The following is a 17451-nucleotide window of genomic DNA, read 5'->3' on the forward strand; positions in this document are numbered from 1 at the left end:
TAGGTGCTTTAAAATTCTTTCCCTTGATTTTATTTATTTTGTAACCATGGAGCCTGTTCAGTGGGGAATACCATTAAAAACATATTAGTCTGGGTAGTGGGTGGTGCTATGCTTTTAGCAGCATTCAATGCACTCAGCGATAAGCAGGAAGATAAACAGCAAATCGAATATTCTCAATTTATTCAGCAAGTTAATAGTGGCGAAGTATCCAATGTCAATATTGAAGGATCTGTTGTCAGCGGCTATCTGATTAAAGGTGAGCGCACCGATAAAACTGCCTTCTATACCAATGCGCCTTTGGATGACAACTTGGTTAAAACACTGTTGGATAACAAAGTACGCGTCAAAGTGACTCCGGAAGAAAAACCAAGCATGCTGGCCAGTCTGTTTTACAGCCTGCTGCCTGTTTTGTTGTTGATCGGTGCATGGTTCTACTTCATGCGCATGCAAAGCGGCGGTGGCGGTAAAGGCGGCGCCTTCTCTTTTGGTAAAAGCCGTGCGCGTTTGTTGGATAAAGATTCCAATAAAGTGACTTTTGCCGATGTTGCCGGTTGTGATGAGGCAAAAGAAGAAGTACAAGAAATCGTAGATTATTTAAAAGCCCCCAATCGTTACCAAAGCTTAGGCGGTCGTGTGCCGCGTGGTATTTTGTTGGCTGGTAGCCCTGGTACGGGTAAAACATTGCTGGCCAAAGCGATTGCTGGTGAGGCAGGGGTGCCATTCTTCAGTATCTCAGGTTCTGACTTCGTAGAAATGTTTGTCGGTGTCGGTGCGAGCCGTGTCCGCGATATGTTCGAGCAGGCCAAGAAAAACGCTCCATGTATCATCTTTATTGATGAAATTGATGCGGTCGGCCGTCAGCGTGGTGCCGGTTTGGGCGGTGGCAATGATGAGCGTGAGCAAACATTAAACCAATTATTGGTTGAAATGGATGGTTTTGAAAGCAACCAAACTGTTATTGTGATCGCAGCAACCAACCGTCCTGATGTACTTGACCCTGCGTTGCAGCGTCCGGGCCGTTTTGACCGTCAAGTCGTTGTTCCATTGCCTGATATTCGTGGCCGTGAGCAAATCTTAAAAGTACACGCTAAAAAAGTACCTTTGGATGCCTCCGTAGATTTGACTTCTTTGGCTCGTGGTACACCTGGTTTTTCAGGTGCGGATTTGGCAAACTTGGTCAATGAAGCAGCTTTGTTTGCCGGCCGTCGCAATAAAGTTAAAGTTGATCAAAGCGACTTTGAAGATGCGAAAGACAAAATCTACATGGGTCCGGAACGTCGCAGCATGGTGATGCACGAAGATGAAAAACGTGCAACAGCCTATCATGAGGCCGGTCATGCAATCGTAGCGGAAAGCCTGCCGTTTACCGATCCGGTTCACAAAGTAACGATTATGCCTCGTGGCCGTGCATTGGGTTTGACTTGGCAACTGCCTGAGCGTGACCGCATCAGTATGTACAAAGACCAAATGCTGAGCCAGCTCTCAATTTTGTTTGGTGGCCGTATTGCTGAAGATATTTTTATTGGCCGTATTTCTACCGGTGCATCTAACGACTTCGAGCGTGCAACTCAAATGGCACGCGAGATGGTAACGCGTTATGGTATGAGCGACAAAATGGGTGTGATGGTTTATGCTGAGAACGAAGGTGAAGTATTCTTGGGTCGTAGCGTAACCCGTTCTCAAAATATTTCCGAGAAAACCCAACAAGATATCGATGCGGAAATCCGCCGTATTTTAGAAGAGCAATACCAAGTGGCTTACAAAATCTTGGATGAAAGTCGTGATAAGATGGAAACCATGTGCAGGGCACTGATGGATTGGGAAACCATCGATCGAGACCAAGTTTTGGAAATTATGGCTGGTAAACAGCCTAGTCCGCCTAAGGATTACAGCCACAATGTCCGCGATGACAAAGTAGAAGAGCCTGAAGCTCCTGTTGCTGAAGCTGTTGAACCTGTTGAGCAAAATGAGGTTCAGAATACTGAGTCAGTAGAAGCAGACAAAACAGATAAATCTGTATAAGGTTTGAAACAGAAAACGGTAGCTTTTAAGCTACCGTTTTTATTTTGAAGATAAGCTAAAGGTCTCAGGCTAAGTGCGCCTGTTGCTGCCTAAAAGGCGGTTGGATGCCTGATTAATCAGGTATCCAAGAGGGATTAAGGGGGTATTTGGGTAGAATCAGTGGATATTTGAAACACAAACAGCCGAAAATCTTTGTTTAGGTTTCGGCTGTCGGGGGAAAAGGAATTTTGCAAAGGTCTCAGGCCGTCTGAAAATTTTCAGACGGCCTGATTTTATTTGGTTAATTACAAAACAGCCAAAGCTGCTTCGTAGTCAGGCTCGTTCGCAATTTCAGAAACCAATTCAGCGTGGAGAACTTGGTTTTGCTCGTTCAAAACCACCACTGCGCGGGCAGTAAGGCCACGTAATGGGCTTTCTGTCAGTGTAACACCGTAATCGTTAGAAAAGCTGCTGCGGAATGTAGAAAGTGTCACAACATTTTCTAAACCTTCTGCGCCGCAGAAACGGGCTTGTGCAAACGGTAAATCGGCAGAAATGCACAAGACGACGGTATTGTCCAAAGAAGAGGCGCATTTGTTGAAAGTGCGGACGGACTGGGCACATACGCCGGTGTCAATGCTAGGGAAAATATTCAGCACTTTGCGTTTGCCTGCAAAGTTAGCCAATGATTTCTCAGATAGGTCTGCCGCTACCAATGTGAAATCAGGTGCAACTTGGCCGGTAGCGGGCAAATTGCCGTTTGTAGAAATAGGAGAGCCTTGGAAAGTAACTTGAGCCATGATTCAGTCCTTGTGTCTGGGGGAAAATAGGATGATCTGGGGTTTAGTAATGACGGCGACGGAAATAGAACATGCCTTCGCTGTCAATTTCTAAAATATAGCGGCCGTTTTGTACAGCGGCATAGCCGCTTTTGCCTTCGGTATAAGGCTGCAAAGCAGCGTGTGAAATCAGATAGTCGGTCAGTTTGCTGCCGTCTTGGGCGATATTGTCCACCATTTTTGCAAAGGCTGTGTGGCAAACTCCGTTGGCTGACCAGCCGGCTGAACCGCCTTTTTCATTTTTTTCCATGCATTGGCCGCTGATGATTTCTAAGTCGGTAGGGTGCTTGCCAATCAGATTGATGACGCCACCCTCTATGCCGTTAATCGGATAGGTACGTTGTTTTTTACCTTCTTTGGTTTCGCCTTCTTGAGCTGTACCTAAATCCAAACCGGCTATGGCTTGTTCATCGATATATTTAACTTTGAAGGTAGGTTTGGGTGCTTTGCCTGAAGTAATATCATTGGCTGCAGTATCTTCAGATTTACCGCCGCAGGCAGCCAATGAAAGGCTGAGCAAGATAAGGGGGAAGGTTTTTTTCATATGAGAAACCCTAGAAAATGATTATATTTCAAATGATAAACGATATTATGGCCGTCTGAAATTTTCAGACGGCCTTATTATTATTTCAACGGACGAATACCTACCGCATCGCGTACTTTATCCAACAATTCGCGTGCTTCTTTACGTGCTTTTTGTGCGCCGGCTTGCAAAATGTCTTCAATTTGAGAGGGTTTGGCTGTCAACTCATTGTAACGCTCACGCGGCTCTGCGAGCTCGGCATTGATTTTTGCACCCAAGAGTTTCTTAGCCTCACCCCAAGCAAGGCCTTCGGCCAGCATTTGCGTGAACTCGGCAGTTTCAAACGGCGTGGAGAAGGCTTTGTAGATTTCAAACAGAGGACTTTCATCAGGCTGTTTCGGCTCGCCGGGTTCTTTCATATTGGTGATGATTTTGTTGACCGATTTTTGGGTTTTCTTGTCGTTTTCCCAAAGCGGAATGGTATTGCCGTAGGATTTGGACATTTTTCGTCCGTCCAAGCCGACCAAGAGTTCGACATTTTCGTCAATTTTTACTTCAGGCAAGGTGAAGAGTTCTTGGAAGCGGTGATTGAAGCGACCGGCAATATCGCGTGCCATTTCAACGTGTTGGATTTGGTCGCGACCGACTGGAACTTCATGGGCATTGAACATAAGGATGTCGGCAGTCATGAGGATAGGGTAGCTGTACAGGCCCATTTCCACGCCGTGATCTGGATCTTCCTGACCGTTTTCGGTATTTGCCTGTACTGCAGCTTTATAAGCGTGGGCGCGGTTCATCAGGCCTTTTGCAGTGATACAGGTCAGAATCCAGTTCAACTCCATCACTTCGGGAATATCGCTTTGACGGTAGAAAGTGGTCTGTTCCGGATTGAGTCCGCAGGCGAGCCATGTGGCGGCAACAGCTTGAGTAGATTGATGAATCATTTCCGGCTCATGACATTTGATGATGCCGTGATAGTCGGCCAAAAAGAGGAATGATTCAGTATTGGAATCTTGCGCTGCGCGGATAGCCGGGCGGATGGCACCGACATAGTTGCCCAAGTGTGGAATACCTGTTGTGGTAACGCCTGTTAAAACTCGTTTTTTGCTCATGAAAGTATCCTTCGGCACAAAGGCCGTCTGAAAATAAATATGGTGCCGATTATACCTGATTATTCTTGATTTTTCAGACGGCCTTTTACGTATAGGGTAAATGGAAAAGAAAAGTTATACACATAAAACTATAAAAATAATCATTATAAAACAATAATATAAATTAAATTTACTATTTAATGAAAAAATAACTCTTGAGTTATCCACATTTGCGTCTATATAGGCTTTAACAGAAATATATTTGTAGAGGAAAGTAAAATGAGATTTGATAAATTGACTGCTAAATTTCAGCAAGCTCTGCAAGAAGGTCAAAGTTTGGCTTTGGCTGCGGACAGCAGCTACCTTGAGGCTGGCTTTATCTTAAAAGCGTTGCTTGACGATCAAAACAGTGGTGCTGCTGCGTTACTGGCTCATGCAGGTGTGAATGTGCCTCAAGTAAAACAACGTTTGCAGCAACATTTGAGCAGCTTGCCAAAAGTATCCGGTCAAGGTGGCGATATTATGCCTAGCCGTGAGCTGCAAGCTGTATTGAACTTGATGGACAAGGCTGCAACCAAACGTGGCGATGCCTATATCGCCAGCGAACTTTTCCTGCTGGCTTTGGTTCAGCAGAATGATGCAACCGGCAAAATTTTGAAAGAAGCCGGTGCGACCGAACAAAATATCAATGCCGCGATCGATGCGGTACGAGGAGGACAAAACGTGAACGATGCGAATGCTGAAGACCAACGCGATGCTTTGAAAAAATACACACTCGACCTGACTCAACGCGCCCGAGACGGCAAGCTCGACCCTGTTATCGGTCGTGATGATGAAATCCGCCGTGCGATTCAGGTATTGCAACGCCGTACCAAAAACAACCCTGTGCTGATTGGTGAGCCGGGTGTGGGTAAAACCGCTATTGTTGAAGGCTTGGCGCAACGTATTGTTAACGGCGAAGTGCCCGAATCCCTGCGCAATAAACGCCTGCTGGTTTTGGATTTGGCAGCATTGATTGCCGGTGCGAAATACCGCGGCGAATTTGAAGAACGCTTGAAAGGCGTGTTGAATGATTTGGCGAAAGACGACGGCAACACCCTGATTTTCATTGACGAAATCCATACTTTGGTCGGTGCAGGTAAAACCGACGGCGCAATGGACGCGGGCAATATGTTGAAACCGGCTTTGGCGCGCGGCGAATTGCACTGCATCGGCGCGACTACTTTGGACGAATACCGTCAGTACATCGAGAAAGATGCGGCACTCGAACGCCGTTTCCAAAAAGTATTGGTTGGCGAGCCAAGTGTGGAAGATACCATCGCTATTTTGCGCGGTTTGCAAGAGCGTTATGAAATCCACCACGGTATCGATATTACCGACCCTGCTATCGTTGCCGCAGCGGAGTTAAGCGACCGTTATATTACCGACCGCTTCCTGCCCGACAAAGCGATTGATTTGATTGACGAAGCCGCCAGCCGCATCAAAATGGAGTTGGACAGCAAACCCGAGCAGATGGATAAACTCGACCGCCGCATCATCCAGCTCAAAATGGAAAAAATGCACGTTGCCAAAGAAACTGATGATGCCAGCAAAAAACGTCTGGAATTGATAGACGAAGAAATCGACGGTCTGCAAAAAGAATATGCCGATTTGGACGAAATCTGGAAAGCCGAAAAAGCCGCGTCTTCCAGCACCGCCGACATTAAGAAACAGATGGACGACATCAAAGTCAAAATCGAGCAGGCCAAACGCCAAGGCGACTTTGCCCGCGCATCTGAGCTTGAATACGGTGAGTTGCCTAAATTGAGCGCACAGTTGCAAGCGGCAGAAAGCAATCCTGACGGCAAAAAACAAAATAAACTTTTCCGTACTGAAGTCGGCGCAGATGAAGTAGCCGAAATCGTTTCTCGTATGACCGGCATCCCTGTGTCAAAAATGATGGAAGGTGAACGCGACAAGCTGCTGAAGATGGAAGAAGTATTGCACCGCCGTGTGGTCGGCCAAGATGAAGCCGTGCGTGCTGTATCCGACGCCATCCGCCGCAGCCGTTCCGGTTTAGCCGATCCGAACAAACCTTACGGCAGCTTCCTGTTCCTAGGCCCGACCGGTGTGGGTAAAACCGAGTTGTGCAAAGCTTTGGCAGGCTTCCTGTTTGACAGCGAAGATCATCTGATTCGTATCGATATGTCCGAATACATGGAAAAACATGCTGTTGCCCGCTTAATCGGCGCGCCTCCGGGCTATGTCGGCTACGAAGAAGGCGGCTACCTGACTGAGCAAGTCCGCCGCAAGCCGTACAGCGTGATTCTTTTGGACGAAGTGGAAAAAGCCCATCCCGACGTGTTCAACATCCTGTTGCAAGTATTGGATGACGGCCGCTTGACCGACGGACAAGGCCGTACCGTAGACTTCAAAAATACTGTTATCGTCATGACTTCCAACATCGGCAGCCAACATATCCAACAAATGGGTACTCAGGACTACGAAGCGGTGAAAGAAGTTGTAATGGAGGATGTGAAAGAACATTTCCGTCCTGAAATGATCAACCGTATTGACGAAGTAGTCGTGTTCCATGGATTGGATCAGGCCAATATCCGCAGCATTGCGAAAATCCAGCTTAAAGGTTTGGAAAAACGTTTGGAAGCGCAACATCTGCACCTGAAGGTGGACGATGCTGCCTTGGATCTGATTGCCAAAGCCGGTTTCGACCCTGTGTATGGTGCCCGTCCGCTCAAACGCGCTATTCAGTCTGAAATTGAAAATGCGCTGGCAAAAGCCTTGCTTGAAGGCAAATATGCGCCCGATAGCACAATCCATGTTAAAGAAGAGGGTGGTAAACTCTTGTTTGCATAGGATTAAATTAATGTAGTATGTTGTTGTAACAGGCCGTCTGAAAGAATTCAGACGGCCTTTCTTGATTATTGATTCATATTATATAATTGTTATGTAATTTGATTATTCTTTGAATTTTAGGGAAATTGATCAAATTCTTATGCCTTAGTTTGATAAAGAATGCGCTATAATCCAACTTGTTTACCAAGGTTCTTGCTAAATACCTAATTTAATGTAATAATACTACAATGCAAAAACTGACTAATCAAAATCTTCACATTATTTTGTCGGAACGCTTAAACGATACCGACTTTGTTCTTATCCTCAATGCCTTAATCAAATTTTTGCGCCGAGGAGGCAAAAAGAAGGCTTCCGAACGTTTTGATTTGATTTTATCTACGTTAAAACAAGATGATGCTTTATGCCGTCAATTCAGCCTGCGCTTTTATACTTGGCTGTCTAAAGTTCACATTTATCCTGCGCTGATTAAGCTGGGTATTTTCTCGCGCCATAGTTTTACCCGAGAAATGGGTATACGGATTTATGAGCGGTTCAGTCCGTCTTATAAAGATTTTTCCAACTTGCGCGAAGTATTTTTGTATCTTTTTCATTCTGAAAACGATGATAAATGGTTGCAAACACTGAGTTTGCGACAATGGCTGGGTATGTATGAATTGTTGTTGGCCAAGGCGGATCCCGCTTTGCTTCAGACGGCCAGCCGACAATTGACAGATGCACGTTTGCGTGCGGTAGAAATGTTGTCCATCTGGATTGCTTCCGAAGCGATTGAGCCGGATTTAATACGGATTGCCCCCCGTTTGTTGGAAGCGGATTCTGCATTTGTCGCTTTACAGCGCGAAGTTGCGAAGATGGTTGAACACTATCGCCATAGTGAAGAAACTTATGACACGGCGCACTTGGAGGTTATGTTTGACCAGTGTGAAAAGCAAATTGACTATTTGCGCCGTCGTGGTACCGGAGCAGGGTCTGGTTCGTCAGTAAAAGTTGCCCACTTGCTCGAACGCCTGCAACAAACCATAGACCGCCTGAAATTGTTGACCAATATTCAAATCGAAACCAGCCGCACCCGCTTAACTGTCAATCTGATGAATGCGATGATTTATGCGGCGGTGGAGCAATACAGCACCAGCCACTTGCGTAAAAGCAGTATCCGAATGCTGGCACGCAGTATTACGGAAAACAAAAGTCATCATGGCGAGCATTACATTACGCGCAACCGTAGCGAATATTTCAAAATGTTTTATTCCGCAGCGGGCGGCGGTGTAATTATTGCTTTGATGGCATTGAATAAAATCCATATTGCGTCTTTGGGGTTCGGCGAATTTACTACTTCATTCTTGGCAGGACTCAATTATGGTTTGGGCTTTATGCTGATTCATATGCTGCATTGCACTGTTGCAACCAAGCAGCCTGCCATGACGGCGGCGAGCTTTGCCGAACAGGTGGACTCGAATGAAGGCAGCAAAGCGGTGGACAATAAATTGGCTAAACTGCTGATTGATGTGTGCCGTTCGCAAAGTGTCGCCGTGTTTGGCAATGTATCGATTGCGGTATTGTTGGCGGCAGGGATTGCTTTTGGCTATGCCCATACGCATGGTCAGCCCTTGCTGAATGAGGCAGTTACGGCCTATCAGTTCAAATCCATTGAGATTTTTACCCAACCGACCTTATGGTATGCCGCTATTGCCGGCGTATGGTTGTTTTGTTCGGGTATTATTGCCGGCTTTTTTGACAACCGTTCCGATTATCTGAACCTGCGTCAGCGCCTGCCGTTTAATCCGTTTTTACGAAAAATCATGCCTCCGGAGCCGCGCCGCCGGTTGGCCGCTTATATTCATAAGCATTATGGTTCGCTTATGGGTAATTTTATTTTCGGTATGCTTTTAGGCATGACAGGCTATTTTGGCCATCTTTTCGGCTTGCCGCTGGATATTCGCCATGTGGCGTTTTCTTCGGCAAACTTAGGTTATGCCGCGATCAGCGGCCATGCAGATGTATTCACGTTTATACTCGGCTTGGCAAGCGTATTGGCAATCGGTATGGTAAATTTAGTGGTCAGCTTTTCTTTGGCTTTGGCTGTTGCGCTCCGTTCCCGCGGTACGCGTTTGGGCAGTATACGCAATCTGCTGAAAAGCTTTTGGAACCAAGTAAAAGCCAACCCTTTGATTTTACTATATCCGGTTCAAGTGAATAGTAAAGACAATACGAAGTAGGATTGAAGAAAGGCCGTCTGAATATATACATTCAGACGGCCTTTGATTTAAACTGATAAAGATTAGGCTTGTAGAGATTCGCGGTTTTCCAAAACTTGGTCAATCAAACCGTATTCTTTGGCTTCATCGGCAGACATATAGTTGTCGCGGTCAGTATCGCGTTCCAAATCGGCCAAATCGCGATCACAATGTTTGGCAAGCAAGCGGTTCAGTTTCTCTTTGATTTTCAGCAATTCTTTAGCGTGAATTTCAATGTCGGAAGCCTGACCGGCCAAGCCGCCGCTGATGAGCGGCTGGTGAATCATGATGCGGCTGTTTGGCAGGGCAAAGCGTTTACCTTTTTCGCCTGCGGATAACAGGAATGCGCCCATGCTTGCCGCTTGACCCAAGCATAAGGTAGAAACATGAGGCTTGATGAAGTTCATGGTATCGTAAATCGACATACCGGCAGTAACCGAACCGCCCGGAGAGTTGATATAGAAGAAGATATCTTTATCAGGGTTTTCGCTTTCCAAGAACAGTAATTGCGCAACAACCAGATTGGCAGATTCGTCTGTCACCGGGCCGATCAAGAAAACGATGCGCTCTTTCAAAAGGCGTGAGTAGATGTCGAATGCGCGCTCGCCGCGACCGCTTTGTTCGATAACGGTAGGGACAAGGTAATTATTGAAATCGAAGGACATTTTTGTCTCCTGTTAATGATGGAAAAGCACCAAAGCCATTTAAAGCGCTTCGGTGCTTTTGATTGTCTGTTTCAGACAGCCTTGGAGCAATTAAGCTTGTGCGCCCATTACTTCGTCAAAAGACAGCGCTTTTTCAGTTACTTTAGCTTTGCTCAGAACGAAATCAACAACGTTGCTTTCTACTGCCAAAGAAGTCGGGCCTTGCAGGCGAGAAGGCTCTGCGTAGTACCAGTCGATAACTTCTTGAGGATCTTCGTAGCTTTCTGCGAAGTTGGCAACAACGGCTTTGATTTGGTCTTCAGTTGGCTCAAGTTTGTTTTCTTCAACCAATTTAGCCAAAATCAGACCCAAAGCAACGCGGCGTTCTGCTTGTTCTTTGAACATATCCAAAGGCAGATCCAAGTTGGCAGCATCAGCCATACCTTGGTTAACGAAGTTTTGTTTCATTTCGTTTGCCAAGCGGGCCGCTTCTTCGTTGACCAAAGCAACAGGAACTTGCAAGTCAGTCGCTTTGAGCAGGGCGTTCATGACAGATTCTTTGGTTTGTTCACCAATGCGGCGCTCAACTTCGCGGCCGACATTTTTCTTCACTTCTTCACGCATTTTGGCAACGTCGCCGTCTTCAATGCCCAGAGCTTTAGCAAAGTCAGCGTTAACTTCAGGCAAGGTGGCTTCAGAAACGTTGTTCAGAGTGATGGTGAATACGGCAGATTTACCGGCAACATCTTTACCGTGGTAGTCTTCAGGGAAGTTTACGGTAACGTCTTTGCTTTCACCGGCTTTCATGCCGACAACACCGGCTTCGAATTCAGGCAGCATTTGGCCTGCGCCCAATACGAAAGCGTAGTTTTTAGACGCGCCGCCGGCGAAAGATTCGCCGTCGATTTTGCCTTCGAAGTCAATGATGACGCGGTCGCCGTTTTGGGCTTCGCGGTCAACATGGTTGAAACGAGTGCGTTGTTTGCGCAGGATTTCTACAGTTTGGTCAACTTCGGCATCGCCAACGGTTGCAGTTACTTTTTCTACTTCTTGGGCAGACAGGTCACCGATGGTTACTTCGGGGAAGACTTCAAAAATAGCGGCAACTTTGAAAGACTCTTGATCGTCTTGTTCTTCAACGGCTTCAAAGCGTGGGTAACCGGCAACTTTCAATTCTTGAGCAACGGCAACATCGTAGAATTCGCGTTGTACCAATTCGTTGATAACGTCGTTTTGTGCGCTTGCGCCGTACATTTGGGCAATCATTTTGAACGGTGCTTTACCCGGACGGAAGCCGTCAATTTTTGCGCGGCGTTGGGTTTGTTTCAGTTTTTTCTCAGTTTCTGCGTTGATTTTGGACCAAGGCAGAGACAATACTACTTTGCGTTCCAGATTTTCTAAAGTTTCAACAGTTACGCTCATCGTAAGCCCTTAAATTTGTTGTGTTTAAACGGTTATCCTTCTGCTCAGTATTCCAAAGAATTTCGGAAGCGTGCATAAGGTCAAAATTTAGCTGCTTAGTATAACACAATGTTTCACGAATAACATAAAAAGGCCGTCTGAAAAGTAGGAAATTCTTTTCAGACGGCCTTTGTGTTTCGATATTGTTGTTTTTTACAGCTGGTCTTTTTGCGCCAGAATCCGTCGGCTGCCGTTGATGTCTGCCGGAGAGAGAACACCGGCATTTTCAAGCGCATCTATTAAATTGGCGGCTCGGTTGTAGCCGATGCGCAATTGGCGTTGGAGTGCGGAAATGGAAGTTTTCCGGCTCTCCAATACGAAGGCAACGGCTTGATCGAATAACTCATCGCTGTTTGCGTTCGGATTGACAATATTGGTGGTTTCGATGGCCGCTTCGCCACTGAGCAGACCTTCCACATAATTGGTCGGAGCCTGTTCTTTGACGAAATTGACGACTTGATGCACTTCATCATCGGAAACAAAGGCACCTTGCAGGCGTGTCGGTTCTGCGCTGCCCGGTTGCAGGAATAATGAATCGCCGTATTTGAGCAATTCGTCCGCACCCATTTGGTCAAGAATGGTGCGGCTGTCGATTTTGCTTTGTACGGTAAAGGCCATGCGTGTCGGAATGTTGGCTTTAATCAGGCCGGTAACCACATCAACGCTTGGGCGTTGGGTGGCGACAATCATGTGAATACCTGCCGCACGCGCTTTTTGGGCAAGGCGTGCGATTTGCTGCTCAACGGATTTGCGTTCTGTCATCATCAAGTCAGCCAACTCATCGATAACGACCACAATCAACGACAGTTTTTCCAGAGGCTCAGGATTGTCAGGATTTAAGCTGAACGGATTGAGCAATGGCTTGCCTGCCGCTTTGGCTTGTTCGACTTTTTGGTTGAAACCGTCCAGATTGCGCACGCCGGCATGGGAAAGCAGACGATAGCGTTTTTCCATTTCGGCAACACACCAGTTCAATGCTTGTCCCGCCTCGCGCATATCGGTCACAACCGGGCAGAGCAGGTGCGGGATGCCGTCGTAAATGCTCAATTCCAGCATTTTCGGGTCAATCATAATGAAGCGGACTTCGTCGGGCGAGGCTTTGAAGAGCATGGACATAATCATGCCATTCACACCGACAGATTTACCCGAGCCGGTCATACCTGCGACCAAAAGATGCGGCATTTTTGCCAAGTCACCGACAACGGGCGTACCTGCAATATCTTTACCCAAAGCAACGGTCAGTTTGGACTTGGCATCGGTAAACACGGGAGAAGAGAGGATTTCGCTCAACATCACGTCTTGGCGTTTCTCATTGGGCAATTCAATTCCCATGGTGTTTTTACCGGCAATGGTTTCTACGATACGTACAGCTTGCAGAGACATTGAGCGCGCCAAATCTTTGGACAGGGCGACAATTTGACTGCCTTTGACACCTTGTGCCGGTTCGATTTCGTAGCGGGTAATCACGGGGCCGGAAGTGGCGGAAACAACCTGTACGCCGATGCCGAATTCAGCCAGCTTGGCTTCGATCAATTCTGCGGTTTGTTGCAATTCATCCGGATTGACGGCAACCGGTTCTTCAGACGGCATACGCAACAGGTTTATGTTGGGTTTGTGGTATTCGCCGTTGTTTTTAGGTTCTGTATCGTCAAACAGGGAAGTTTGGATTTTAGGGGGCGGCGCAACGGATACGGCAACGGTTTTACGGTTGCTGCTGCTGCCTGCCAACGGAGCAACCGGAGTGGCGGTAATGGTTTTTGCCTCTTTAACCATGCGGCGCGTATTTTGGGTTTCCAAAGCTTCGGAGCAGACATCTTCTTTTTTATTTTGGAATTGAGACAGTTTTTTCATCAGGCTGCCAAACAGGCCGCCCATATGGCTGCCGGATTTGGCCATGACTTCCAACCATGACACCTGAGCCAGTAGGGAAATGGATAAAAGCAACATCACCAGCATAATCAACAGGCTGCCTGATTTGCCCAACAGCCAAGCCAAGCCTGAGCCGGCCAATAAGCCGACCAAGCCGCCGGCGCCAACGGGAAGGGATTCGCTCAATGCGTTGTCAAACAGGAAATGTTCGATAATCGGACTGCACACCAGCAGGAGAAACAATGCCAAAGCGGCTACGCCATGATTGTAGGGCTTGTGGTTTTCCTGCTTTTTCATGGGGCGGAAATTTTTGTAGAGGAAAACGCAAGAGGCGGCTATCCACCACCAAAACGATAAGCCGAACAGATAATATCCGACATCGGAAAGATAGGAGCCAAAGAGGCCGCCGAGGTTGGCGACATCGTTGCTTTTGGGAACGCTGCGCGACCATGCAGGGTCGTCCATGCTGAAGCTGGCCAGGGAAATGGCCAGATAAATGGTGATAACCAAGCCAAACAGCCATAAAGCATCATTAATCAAGTTGACGACATGCTCGGGGCGCGCTTTTTTTTCTTCGTTTCTTTGCAGCTCTTTGGCGGCCTTGAGGCGTTGGGAGACTTTATTGTCGGCTTGAGTTTGTGCTTTGGTGGATTTGCGTGTGGTCGGTTTGGCTGCCGGTTTGGTAGAGACGCGTTTTTTTGTTTGGGTTTTAGAAGATTTTGCAGTCATGAGATAAAGGCCGTCTGAAAAGACCGGAGGTAATGTGCGTAAAGGGCAAATTATACCGTATTTACTAGGCACAAGAAATTGAAACGGGCGTAATCATTATGGGATTCAGGCCGTCTGTTTGGCGTGACGAAAATTTTGGATTTCGTTTCCACCTATTCAGACGGCCTGATGTTTTGATTGATTTGGACTTACATTCTGCCCAGTTCGCGTTGTAGGGCTTGAATGTTTTTCTCTCTATCCAGAACCGCACCTTGCAGCGTACTGATGGCCTGTTGATTGACGCTGCCACCTTTGGCTGTCCGCGCTTGGCTCAGTTGCTTTTTGGCATCGGCCAAAGCTGCGCGTTCATTGGATAACTCGGTTTCCAGAATAGAGCGGCGACTGTTGACGCCGGAGGATTTTGGAACCGGAGGAGGAGCTGTTTCAGAAGTGGTGCGGACAGGGGCAGGTTTGGGCGTTACCTTATGGTTGGATTTTGCAGCCGTATTTTTGCTTTTTGCCGGAGCCGCTTGTGATGTCGGCGCGTTGAGTGTAGGCGCATCGCTGACCGGGGCATCGTATCGGCTGCTGCTGTATTTTCCGACAATCGGCAAATCGTTGACGGCCTGGCAGTTGCCGCTTGGGCGCGAGGTATAGACAATCGAGCCGTTGACTTCACAGGTGTAAATTTTTGCGGCGTCGGCTTGGCTGTTGAAAACAGCGAGCGGCAGCAGGGATAGGGTAAGCAGATATTTTTTCATGATTCAGATAGGGCTGATTCGTTGCACTTGAGCATTTTATTCTTGTTCAGACGGTATGGGCTGCTGTTTTTTAGCTTTTGCACTGTTTTTGTTTTTGCTCGGTTTGTCGGCTTTTTTCTCTTGTTTATCAGATTTTTCCGCGCGTGCCTTTTTCTTAGGCTTTGCACTTGCGCGTTCATCAGAGGCATTGAGGCTTCGGATGTTAAGGTGGTAACCGCTGCCTTGATGGCCGCTGATTTTAGGCAATTGAGCCTGTGCGCAGGAGGATTTGGGTTCGGAGGTATAGCTGCCGTTGCCGCAGGAGTAGACTGCGGCGGCTGCATGAAGAGAAATGCCCAAGACGAAAGAGGATACGAGGAAGTATCCGGCTTGTTTGATGGTTGAAGTCATGTTTTTCCGTATTGTGTTTTATTTCAGACGGCCTGATGGCTCTATTTTTATTGGGAAAACTCGGCTTCGACATCAACTTGGATTTGCTCAAGCTCTTCCTGCCATTGCAGCCAGTTTTCTTCCAGTTGCGTTAATTTTACTTTAGTTTCTGTTAATTGTGCGAGTGTCTCTTGCAATTTGGGTTTATTTTCTTCTGAATAAGCAGATTCTTGTGCCAAAAATGCTTCACAGGCTGTCTGAATATCAGTCAATCGTGCGATTTCTTTTTCGGCTTTGTCGATCTTCTGCTGAATCGGTTTGCTGCGTTTGGCTTTTTCCTGACGGATTTGTGCTTCTATGCGCTTGGTGTCCTTGCGGCTTTGGCTTTGGGCAGATGCGGCGGGGGCTGCTGCAGCGTTTTCTTGTGCCAACCGCCATTGACGGTAGTCGTTCAAATCGCCGTCGAAGTTGTTCAGACGGCCTTTGTCGATAAGGAGGAAGCTGTCGGTAGTCGCTTCAAGCAGGCTGCGGTCGTGCGATACGACAATCAATGCGCCTTGGAAACTTTGCAGGGCAAGTGTTAGGGCGTGGCGCATATCCAAGTCTAGGTGGTTGGTCGGTTCGTCAAGCAGCAGCAGATTAGGTTTTTGCCAGATAATCATGGCAAGGGCGAGCCGCGCTTTTTCACCACCCGAAAAAGGCTCGGTCTTTTGAACCGCCATATCGCCGACAAAGTTGAAACCGCCTAAAAAGTTGCGGATTTCCTGTTCGCGGACTTCGGGCGAAAGCTGTTGGATATGCCAAACCGGACTTTGATCGGCGCGCAATGTGTCCAGTTGGTGTTGGGCAAAATAGCCGATATTGAGCTTTTCGGAGCGTACGATGCTGCCGGAAAGTAAATCGATTTTTCCTGCCAATGCTTTGATAAATGTGGATTTACCGCTGCCGTTAACGCCCAATAGGCCGTAACGTGCGCCGCTTTCCAGAGACAAGGTGATATCGTGTAAAACGGTATTGTCGCCATAGCCCAAGTCGGCATGGTCGAGTTTCAATAATGGGTTGGGCAGGTGGGTCGGATTGGCAAACTCAAAGGAAAACTCGCTATCCAAATGAGCAGGGGCGATGCGCTCGAGCTTGGCTAATGCCTTCATGCGGCTTTGAGCTTGTACGGCCTTTGTGGCTTTGGCTTTGAAACGGTCGATAAAGGATTGCAGATGTTTGATTTGCGCCTGCTGTTTGACGTAGGCGGCTTGTTGTTGCGCCAGACGTTGGGCGCGTTCGGCTTGATAGAAATCGTAATTGCCGCCGTATTGGGTCAGTTTTTGTTGCGACAGTTCGATGGTGTGCGTTGTGGTGGCATTCAAAAAGTCGCGGTCATGGGAGATGATGATTTGCGTACAGGGCAGGGAAGCGAGATGGTTTTCCAGCCATAGTACGGTTTCTAAATCCAAATGGTTGGTCGGTTCGTCCAAAAGCAGCAAATCAGCACGACAAATCAGCGCTTGGGCAAGGTTGAGGCGCATACGCCAGCCGCCGGAAAAAGATTTGACGGGACGGGTATGTTCTTCTTGTGCGAAACCCAAGCCGTTAAGCAGTTTGGCGGCGCGTGCCGGAGCAGTATAGGCATCGATTTCTTCAAGTTTGGCGTGATATTCGGCTTGCTTCATGCCATCGTTTTGCGCTTCTGCTTGAGCCAAGGCCGTCTGAAAAGCCTGCAATTCAGCGTCACCTTGCAAAACGTAATCTAAAGCGGAGATATCTAAATCAGGCGTTTCTTGAGAGACAGAAGCCAGACGCCATGTTTTGGGAATAAGAATTTCGCCGCCATCTTGTGTGATTTCACCTTTTATCAGCGCAAACAGGCTGGATTTTCCCGTACCGTTTTTACCGATTAAACCAACGCGTTGGCCGGGGTTGATTACGGCATCGGCTTTGTCGAGTAGGACTTTCAAACCGCGTTGGAGGGTGAGTTTTTTAATTTCTATCATGATGGCAGGCAAGGGGGTGTAAAACGAAAGGCATTATTTTACCTGAAAAGACATATAAAAGGCCGTCTGAACAAGTATGAAAACGAAATCACTGATTTCTATTTTACTTATTC

12 protein-coding genes are annotated in these 17451 nt (G+C 47.4%); 3 read left to right on the forward strand and 9 right to left on the reverse strand.

Features of this window, described 5'->3' with window-relative positions:
* Positions 1-60 precede the first annotated feature (60 nt).
* Positions 61-2022, forward strand: a complete 1962-nt coding sequence (ftsH, locus tag HMPREF2952_RS09315; protein ID WP_004520612.1) for an ATP-dependent zinc metalloprotease FtsH — start codon at positions 61-63, stop codon at positions 2020-2022.
* A gap of 284 nt (positions 2023-2306) precedes the next feature.
* Here the strand turns inward: ftsH and tpx are convergent, their stop codons facing one another.
* The 3 genes from tpx to trpS all read right to left on the reverse strand — a co-directional run bounded on the left by tpx (position 2307) and on the right by trpS (position 4475).
* Entirely contained in the window at positions 2307-2801 is a 495-nt protein-coding gene (gene tpx, locus HMPREF2952_RS09320) for a thiol peroxidase (RefSeq protein WP_070695588.1), read from the reverse strand.
* Positions 2802-2844: 43 nt separating this feature from the next.
* The gene (locus HMPREF2952_RS09325) at positions 2845-3384 is read right to left on the reverse strand and encodes a hypothetical protein (protein ID WP_070695589.1); all 540 of its coding nucleotides are present in this window, start codon (positions 3382-3384) and stop codon (positions 2845-2847) included.
* An 80-nt stretch (positions 3385-3464) separates the two neighbouring features.
* Positions 3465-4475, reverse strand: coding sequence for a tryptophan--tRNA ligase (gene trpS, locus HMPREF2952_RS09330; protein ID WP_070695590.1), 1011 nt, complete (start codon positions 4473-4475; stop codon positions 3465-3467).
* 258 nt (positions 4476-4733) lie between these two features.
* Between trpS and clpB the strand changes: the two genes are divergently transcribed.
* Positions 4734-7307, forward strand: a complete 2574-nt coding sequence (clpB, locus tag HMPREF2952_RS09335) for an ATP-dependent chaperone ClpB (RefSeq protein WP_070695591.1) — start codon at positions 4734-4736, stop codon at positions 7305-7307.
* A 227-nt stretch (positions 7308-7534) separates the two neighbouring features.
* A complete protein-coding gene (locus tag HMPREF2952_RS09340; RefSeq protein WP_070695592.1) occupies positions 7535-9520 on the forward strand; it encodes a site-specific recombinase in 1986 nt (661 codons plus the stop codon).
* 62 nt (positions 9521-9582) lie between these two features.
* Here HMPREF2952_RS09340 and clpP read toward each other — a convergent pair whose 3' ends face one another.
* The 6 genes from clpP to HMPREF2952_RS09370 all read right to left on the reverse strand — a co-directional run bounded on the left by clpP (position 9583) and on the right by HMPREF2952_RS09370 (position 17338).
* On the reverse strand, positions 9583-10203 hold the full coding sequence (gene clpP / locus HMPREF2952_RS09345) for an ATP-dependent Clp endopeptidase proteolytic subunit ClpP (protein WP_049333839.1): 621 nt from the start codon (positions 10201-10203) through the stop codon (positions 9583-9585).
* 90 nt (positions 10204-10293) lie between these two features.
* A complete protein-coding gene (gene tig, locus HMPREF2952_RS09350; RefSeq protein ID WP_070695593.1) occupies positions 10294-11604 on the reverse strand; it encodes a trigger factor in 1311 nt (436 codons plus the stop codon).
* Positions 11605-11796: 192 nt separating this feature from the next.
* Positions 11797-14241, reverse strand: coding sequence for a DNA translocase FtsK (locus tag HMPREF2952_RS09355; RefSeq protein ID WP_070695594.1), 2445 nt, complete (start codon positions 14239-14241; stop codon positions 11797-11799).
* Between the two features lie 188 nt (positions 14242-14429).
* Positions 14430-14981, reverse strand: a complete 552-nt coding sequence (locus HMPREF2952_RS09360; RefSeq protein ID WP_049336128.1) for a hypothetical protein — start codon at positions 14979-14981, stop codon at positions 14430-14432.
* Between the two features lie 36 nt (positions 14982-15017).
* On the reverse strand, positions 15018-15371 hold the full coding sequence (locus HMPREF2952_RS09365) for a hypothetical protein (RefSeq protein WP_004520602.1): 354 nt from the start codon (positions 15369-15371) through the stop codon (positions 15018-15020).
* A 47-nt stretch (positions 15372-15418) separates the two neighbouring features.
* Positions 15419-17338: an ATP-binding cassette domain-containing protein gene (locus tag HMPREF2952_RS09370; RefSeq protein WP_070695595.1), complete on the reverse strand. Its 1920-nt coding sequence runs from the start codon at positions 17336-17338 to the stop codon at positions 15419-15421.
* Between the last annotated feature and the right edge of the window lie 113 nt (positions 17339-17451).

This window comes from Neisseria sp. HMSC068C12, from assembly GCF_001814095.1.
GTDB lineage: Bacteria > Pseudomonadota > Gammaproteobacteria > Burkholderiales > Neisseriaceae > Neisseria > Neisseria perflava.

Excerpts from the sequence above, each read along its gene's own strand:
- tpx (WP_070695588.1), bottom strand. The coding sequence starts at position 2,801 with ATGGCTCAAGTTACTTTCCAAGGCTCTCCTATTTCTACAAACGGCAAT.
- HMPREF2952_RS09325 (WP_070695589.1), bottom strand. The coding sequence starts at position 3,384 with ATGAAAAAAACCTTCCCCCTTATCTTGCTCAGCCTTTCATTGGCTGCC.
- trpS (WP_070695590.1), bottom strand. The coding sequence starts at position 4,475 with ATGAGCAAAAAACGAGTTTTAACAGGCGTTACCACAACAGGTATTCCA.
- clpB (WP_070695591.1), top strand. The coding sequence starts at position 4,734 with ATGAGATTTGATAAATTGACTGCTAAATTTCAGCAAGCTCTGCAAGAA.
- HMPREF2952_RS09340 (WP_070695592.1), top strand. The coding sequence starts at position 7,535 with ATGCAAAAACTGACTAATCAAAATCTTCACATTATTTTGTCGGAACGC.
- clpP (WP_049333839.1), bottom strand. The coding sequence starts at position 10,203 with ATGTCCTTCGATTTCAATAATTACCTTGTCCCTACCGTTATCGAACAA.
- tig (WP_070695593.1), bottom strand. The coding sequence starts at position 11,604 with ATGAGCGTAACTGTTGAAACTTTAGAAAATCTGGAACGCAAAGTAGTA.
- HMPREF2952_RS09355 (WP_070695594.1), bottom strand. The coding sequence starts at position 14,241 with ATGACTGCAAAATCTTCTAAAACCCAAACAAAAAAACGCGTCTCTACC.
- HMPREF2952_RS09360 (WP_049336128.1), bottom strand. The coding sequence starts at position 14,981 with ATGAAAAAATATCTGCTTACCCTATCCCTGCTGCCGCTCGCTGTTTTC.
- HMPREF2952_RS09365 (WP_004520602.1), bottom strand. The coding sequence starts at position 15,371 with ATGACTTCAACCATCAAACAAGCCGGATACTTCCTCGTATCCTCTTTC.
- HMPREF2952_RS09370 (WP_070695595.1), bottom strand. The coding sequence starts at position 17,338 with ATGATAGAAATTAAAAAACTCACCCTCCAACGCGGTTTGAAAGTCCTA.